The following is a 7,008-nucleotide window of genomic DNA, read 5'->3' on the forward strand; positions in this document are numbered from 1 at the left end:
TACGGTCAAATGGCCGTATTGTCAGTGCCTTGTGAGTGTCATATTGTGCTTGCTCATGAGACTCAACTTATTTGCTTGCGTCGAGTGAATACTCGCTAACCTGAATTCAGGTGCAGCTTTACCATCTAGAAATTCATCGGATCGGAAAATGGGCATCTAAATAGATGTTAGTTCTGAATTAAACTAATATATATAAATATTTGTCATGCATCTCAGCGTGATGTGTTCTCTATTTTTTCGAAAAAATATACGATCTATCGATTTATTTGAAGCCTTTGATTAACTTATGTTGATCGAATTTTCATCATTGTATTGAATGTTATTTATTGTGGGTGAAGTTGACTTGTTGTGGTTATTGATATATAAAGAAACATGATTTTCCCCTCATGAAATACGCAATGATTATCACAGGCGCACTAAGCGCATGGATCCCCTGCTCAATGCAGGCAGCGATCACCGGCCTGGATGAGGTGAGCACCTCATGGTCGAGGGTTGACTATGCGAATAACGGGATAGCTGACCCTACTGCAGATTCAAATGGTCAAGATGCCGAGGAACTTGTGGGAAGTAGCACCTTGGGAGTCTTGTTTACCGATTTCAACGACCAAGGTGATAATGACGATAGCAATGACGTCATTTCATTCAGAACCCGCCATGCAGAGACTAAAAATGGCGGCACGGATTTCACCTCGAATCTCTACATCGGTATCGATGCGGACAAGGATTTCGTGATCGATGCCTACGTCGGGGTGAATACCTCGGGCAATAGTGCGGAGATTTTCATCGCCAATCCGGATTACGGGTCTACGAAAAAACCAAACGCCAACAATAGTGTTGATTCCAGTAAGTTGGATACGAACTACGTCCTAGTGGAAACGATCACGTACTTGCCCGCCTCGGGGGGCAATGTGAGTTGGCGAGCTGTTACAGATGCAGATACGGCAGGAGCGGGAGAATCTCTTGATTTAGATAATGGAGGAAACACCGACTATTACTTATCGTTTCAATTCAACTTCCAAGCATTGGCGACTGTCCTAGAAACGAATAGTGCCACGCAAGGTGATACCGTCTACAAAGAGACTGAGCTGCGTTATGTGGTAGGGACCTCCACCCAGAACAACACCTTCAACAAAGACATAGGTGGTTTGGACGGCAATTCTCTATTTGGTGAGTTGTACGAAAATGTTGGTGCTATCTCAGAATTGACCTTCGCCAGTGGCGGTCCAGTGGTGAGTGTGCCTGAGCCGGCGACTAGTTCTATGTTGGCGCTCGGCCTGTTTGGTCTGCTACAACGCCGTAAACGCTAGCCTTTCCATATGGGGCTCTCATATGGTATGGATGATGAACGTTCATCCAGTGTACTAAATCGTTTGTTTATCTAAAGTAGGTCGAATTTCTGAGGCTATTCTTGCTTTGCAGGTCCGTCATGACTGTTGGGTTGAAATGATCGAGCTGATCTCGTATCACGGAGGTCTATGCACAACATACGACTGGAAGTTTCTTTCAGGCGCACCCTCCTCCTCTTGAGCTCATTGCTCATGCCCCACACGGTACTGAGCCAGCTCGATACGCAAGCACTGGGCCACCATGAGCTCCAGCTGATCAAGCCAGACCTACTCGAATTGAAGTTGGTCACGAGCCGCAGCGCTGGGCAGGGGACTGCGCTATGGGATTTCGTGGATGCTGAGGGCAATGCCCAGCTTCCTGAGCCTAGTGAGTGGTCGGTCACGGTCGACGGAGCGGAAGTGATTGTCGTCGAGCTTGGCTTCCGCAGCCGCACCCTCTATGCGAACCTACACCAATGGGATCTGCGCGTGGGCGCTTCGCTGTACCTGCAGCTGGCACGTCCGGTAGGCGTGGACCAAATTGTCGAAGTCACGGCCTCAGACCCATCATTGGTTCCAGACGGCTACCAATTCCAGATGGTGGCGGACGCCGAGCGTCTGAGCTCGGTGATCCATGTGAGTCAAGCGGGGTACGCCTTGGGCCTGCCGAAGAAGGCGATACTCGGCTATTACTTGGGTAGTCTGGGGGAACTCTCTACAGCAGTCTTACAAGGTTTTGAGCTTCGTCGTGTGTCCGACGGAGCTTCTGTTTTTAGTGGCGTTCTCAGCTCGCGGGCTGACTATGGGTTCAACCTAGCTGAACTGCCCTACCAGGAGGTGTTGGAGGCCGACTTTTCCGGCTTTGATACGCCAGGGAATTACCAACTGTTCGTCGAGGGGCTCGGACTCTCTGCGCCATTTTCGATCGGCCACGGAGTGCCAGCCTTGATCGCACGCACCCAAGCGCTCGGGCTGTATCATCAACGTAGTGGCGAGGCGAAGTCCTATCCTTTCACCCGCTACACATACGGGGCCGGGCATACCCAGCCTGCGGAAGTGCCGAATGCGCAGCCAGAATACGCCACCGCCAATTTCCTAGTGCAGCAATCGACAGGGAATGCGAAGGACAATCCGCGCCACACGGCACCGCAGCTCGCGAGTTTTGCCGATTCGCTCTACCCATTCGTCCGCCAAGGGACAGTGGATGTTAGCGGTGGTCATTACGACGCCGGTGACTACAGCAAGTACACCACGAATAGTGCCGACTTTGTGCATGCCTTGACCTTCGCCGTGGACAACTTCCCCGGCGTGGCAGAGCTCGATAACCTAGGCATCCCTGAGAGTGGCGATGGCGTGGGGGATGTGCTGCAGGAGTTGAAGAAAGAGACCGATTTCTTAGCGAAGATGCAGGATGCTGATGGAGGCTTCTATTTTTTAGTTTATCCGAAAGAACGACGTTACGAAGACAATGTGCTGCCAGAGCAAGGCGACCAACAAATCGTTTGGCCAAAGAACACTCTGGCCACTGCGGCGGCGGTCGCTGCTCTCGCAGAGGCGGGTTCCTCGCCAGCATTCATGGATCATTTCCCAGACGAGGCGGCCGACTACCTGCAGAAGGCGGAGCTTGGTTGGGACTTTTTGGTGCAGGCGATAGCCGAGCATGGCTACGACGGCTCTTACCAACAACTCACGCATTATGGCACGGTGTTCTTTCACGATGATGAGTTTGCCTGGGCGGCAGCGGCGCTCTTTGCTGCGACTGGCGATGCCGAGTATCACGAAAAGCTCATAGAATGGTTCCCTGATCCAAGTGACCGCAGTGTGCGACGTTGGACTTGGTGGCGCCTCTTTGGTGGCTATGGAGCCGCCGTGCGCACATACGCATTTGCGGAACGCAGTGGCCGCAGAACAGTCACAGAGCTGGATGGTAGCTACCTCGCCACTTGCGAATCGGAGGTGGTGGCAGGTGGCCGCGATCAGGCTCAACGGGCGCTCGACTCAGCCTACGGCACCAGCCTCGCGATCGAATCGAAGCGCTTCAACTCAGCCGGTTGGTATTTTGGCTCGAGCTTGGCCTTCGATTGCGCCGCCGCCTACCAGCTCGATGCGAATCCTGACTTGCTCGAGGCAGTCCTGAGCAACCTCTACCACGAGCTTGGGGTGAACCCGCTCAACCAATCATTCCTGCCCGGGATTGGAACCTCGCCGCAGACTGAAGTGGTGAGCCAGGCCGACATGAACCAACGCCGCAGTTTGCCTCCGACTGGCGTGCCGGTTGGCTCGTTACAGTCGGGCTTCAGCTGGATCGGCCTCTACGGCACTGAGATTAGCGCAGCCTCCTTCCCGTCGGACAGCGACGCCCAGAGCCCTTACCCACTCTACGACCGTTGGGGCAATGCCTTCAACACAACCACCGAACCCGTGATCTCTGATCTTGCGCGTTCTTTTGCCGTCAGTAGCTGGCTCATGGCGAGTTCTTCTCTGGCGGAGCAAGAGTGGCGTGCCGCAGAGGCTTACATCGATGGGATCGCCGCGGACAGCCGCTATGGCTCGGTTTCTACCGCCACTCTCAATGCCCCGGAACTAGACCTCAGCGAGGCCACCATCGTCTGGGAGAGTAGCCAGGGAGACATCCATTATGGAGAGAGCTTTGAGTTCCACCGCACCCAAGCTGAGCTAGCTTGGATTGAGGCCGAAGCCTACCTACCAGATGGCCGCCGTGTCTTTGCTACCATCGAACTCGAGGTGACGCCGGCCCCGCCAGTGCTCGTGTTGGGTGAGAACCTTCAAATCCACCAACCACAATCTGGGCTCAGGTTGGAGACCGATATCGAATCATCAAGCCCATCTGAGATCACATGGTCCATTGTGAGTGGCCCCGGTCCGCTCAGCTTTAGCGACCCGCACGCTGCGAATACCGATGTCTACCTGGCCGCTCCTGGCCTCTACACGTTGCGAGCATCCGTCAGTGCCGACGGCTTTGTCACGGAAGAGGAAATCCAAATTGAAGTGCTTCCAGCACTCAAGCCTCCCGCCTTGGGCACCACGCTCAGGGCAGACGAGCACACGGTGGCGCATTACGGCTTCGATGGCAATGGCTCCGATTCCAGTGGCAATGCCTACCATCTGCAAACGCAAGGGAGAGTCGATTTTGCCTCCGACAATCTAGCGTGGATGCAGCGCCCTGGCGGCTCAGTGGCACGCTTCCGTGAGGTGGGCGACCAACTCACCATCACTATGCCTGATTCTGAAATCCTGCCTTCCGAAGGCGGGATTTTGTGTATTGAGGCACGGCTTTTCCCCCGCGACTTCCTTGGCTATGGGGTTTCGAATCTCGGCGTGCTCTCGCTCAAACAAAATTGGGACACTAGCTTAGAGCTCGTCGACCGCAAGTGGGAGACGCCCGAACTGCCGCGAGTCCAAGTAGGCAACGAGGTCGTCGTCTTCGATAGCGAGTGGGGCGGGCAGCTTACATCATTCACTTGGTCGGCTTTGACGATGCAGATCGATTCTCATGGCTACTGCGAGGTTTACATCAATGATCACTTGGTCAAATCGCTCCAGGTGAACATGAATGCCTCGCGCACCAATGACTGGACCCTGACGATTGGCAATTTCGATGGAGACATCGATGAACTGCGTATCAGCACAGTTCTCAGAGCAGGTCAGCCATCCGCAGAAGAAGAGGAGGAAGAAGACGAGCTCAGCAACGAGGGACTGAGCGCCGATGCCAGTACTGTCGCCCTCTATTCCTTCGACTGGGGCGGGGCAGACCAATCCAGCCATGGCCACGATCTCATGCTTCACGGTGGTGCGCAGTTTCGCTCCGACGAGCTGAGCTGGATGCAAGAGCCCAGCGGTGCGGCTATCGAGTTCTCAGCCCTCGGGCAATTCGCTCAGGTTTCCATTCCTGACGACTTGCTAGCAACCAGTACTGGGCAGGAGATCACGCTTGAAGGGCGCTTCTACTTCAGGAATTACCTCGCATACGGCAGCAACAATGCCCAGATCTTTTCCCTCAGCCAAAGCTGGGACACGAGCCTCGAAGTCTACGATCAAAAATGGAATGACCCCGGCGTTCCCTTCGTACGCTCAGGGCAAGAACGGATTCTCAGTGCCGCGGATTGGCAACAAGCGATCCCCTTAAATCAATGGGTGGAGCTCAAGCTTGTCCTCCACCAAGACGGAGAGGTCCACCTCTACGTTGATGGCCTGCTCCTCGCCACCGGTCCTAGCGGAATCAATCATCAACGCTTCAACGATTGGACCTTCACCATCGGCAATTTCGATGGCCTAGCCGACGACATCCGCATCAGCAGCGTCGCGCGCCAGGTGGAGTAGGCAAGCAAATGCCCTTTGGGCCTAGCATCACCCTCTGGCAGTTGCGCCTTGATGAGACAAACAAAATCGCCGTTCCAAGAGTCGGAGTAATACTCCTGAATGTCAGTTGCGGATTCAGGTAAGGCTCGCCGAGCTGCTGACGGCATGAAGGTGTCGAGGAGATACAGGATCGCGGTCAATGACAACACGCCAACTACCAGAGCTACGCACCCCCACTTCACTCCGCGTGAGATCTTCATATTTTTACAGAACAGTATGAGTTCACAGGAACGGTTCAAATCACTGTTGGCGTTCTGAATTACCCTGATTGTTTAAAGGCATCACGCCAGAAGCTACAGCAATCGCCACAGGTAATCTTGATTGCGGATCTAGGACACTTTAGGAATTATCTGCATAGGTCTGTATGAAAGCATTTTTGGGGGATCTGATAGCAAAAATAAAGATGCTTGAGACTTTTATAGCTCGGTATGATTCAAACCGCAAAAGCTTCGATGCATCAGTACCTAGACATTCAAGCAACCCAAAGCTCTATAGACTCGATGAAGCTGCGCCATCCCCCATCAATACAGACATTCCCTTATTTTAGTCTGACTAGATACTGTGGGTTTAGATCCTGTGGATACAGTGCATGACATTGATATGACCATGAGAGAGTGTGGTAAGAAAAACCGTAACATTTTAGGATCGACGTCTTGTTCTGCTTTGTTTGGTGTGTCATGTCACAGCGACAATCGCGGCGCAAACCGGAAGCGAAAGAGCCGCCACTCGCGCAATGAGATGCGTTTTTGAGTTACCGTTCCTCACCCAGGAAGCAATCGAAACCACGCAAGCGATGAGCCACACGATTCCTCCAATAAGGAAGAATGGTAAATATTGAATGACTAGCCAACGCGCCGAGTAATCACCCGTAGAATGAATGTAGATTTTGATCGCAAGGAGCGCTCCAAAGACCAAGACTAGGCAAGCGTAATTCACAAATGTCGAAATCTGGTGCCCTTCTGGGGAGTCTTCAGCAAGCGGTTTCATTTCTTAGCAGAACGTAAAGCACACCAATCACTGAACTCTCAGCGTGCTTTGTTTTTGGGTTAATGTTTGGAGATTGAAAATGGCTCGCGTCTCGACGGTGAAGGGATTGGGTGCAGCGTCTTCCATGAGAAGGTGTGGCAAGTGGTTTTCCTGCGATTGTTGAGTTTCTTTTGTTTTAGCGAGTGCTGGGGTGGCGAGTGGCGTCGAGAATGGGCCCGTGCTTGCTCGTCGGAGGCGCCTAGGTCGGCACCCAACAGCACGGTCGGGTGGCCCGAACGCCTAGTTGATTTAATAGCTTTCTATCAGTTAGGTGGTG

2 protein-coding genes are annotated in these 7,008 nt (G+C 53.2%); both read left to right on the forward strand.

The window, feature by feature from the left end; translation table 11 throughout:
• The first annotated feature begins 386 nt into the window (after positions 1-386).
• A complete protein-coding gene (locus tag F454_RS0110345) occupies positions 387-1,307 on the forward strand; it encodes a PEP-CTERM sorting domain-containing protein (protein ID WP_018970588.1) in 921 nt (306 codons plus the stop codon).
• Positions 1,308-1,475: 168 nt separating this feature from the next.
• A complete protein-coding gene (locus F454_RS0110350) occupies positions 1,476-5,666 on the forward strand; it encodes a glycoside hydrolase family 9 protein (protein ID WP_018970589.1) in 4,191 nt (1,396 codons plus the stop codon).
• Positions 5,667-7,008: the final 1,342 nt, after the last annotated feature.

Source organism: Rubritalea marina DSM 17716, from assembly GCF_000378105.1.
Lineage (GTDB): Bacteria > Verrucomicrobiota > Verrucomicrobiia > Verrucomicrobiales > Akkermansiaceae > Rubritalea > Rubritalea marina.

Excerpts from the sequence above, each read along its gene's own strand:
- F454_RS0110350 (WP_018970589.1), top strand. The coding sequence starts at position 1,476 with ATGCACAACATACGACTGGAAGTTTCTTTCAGGCGCACCCTCCTCCTC.
- F454_RS0110345 (WP_018970588.1), top strand. The coding sequence starts at position 387 with ATGAAATACGCAATGATTATCACAGGCGCACTAAGCGCATGGATCCCC.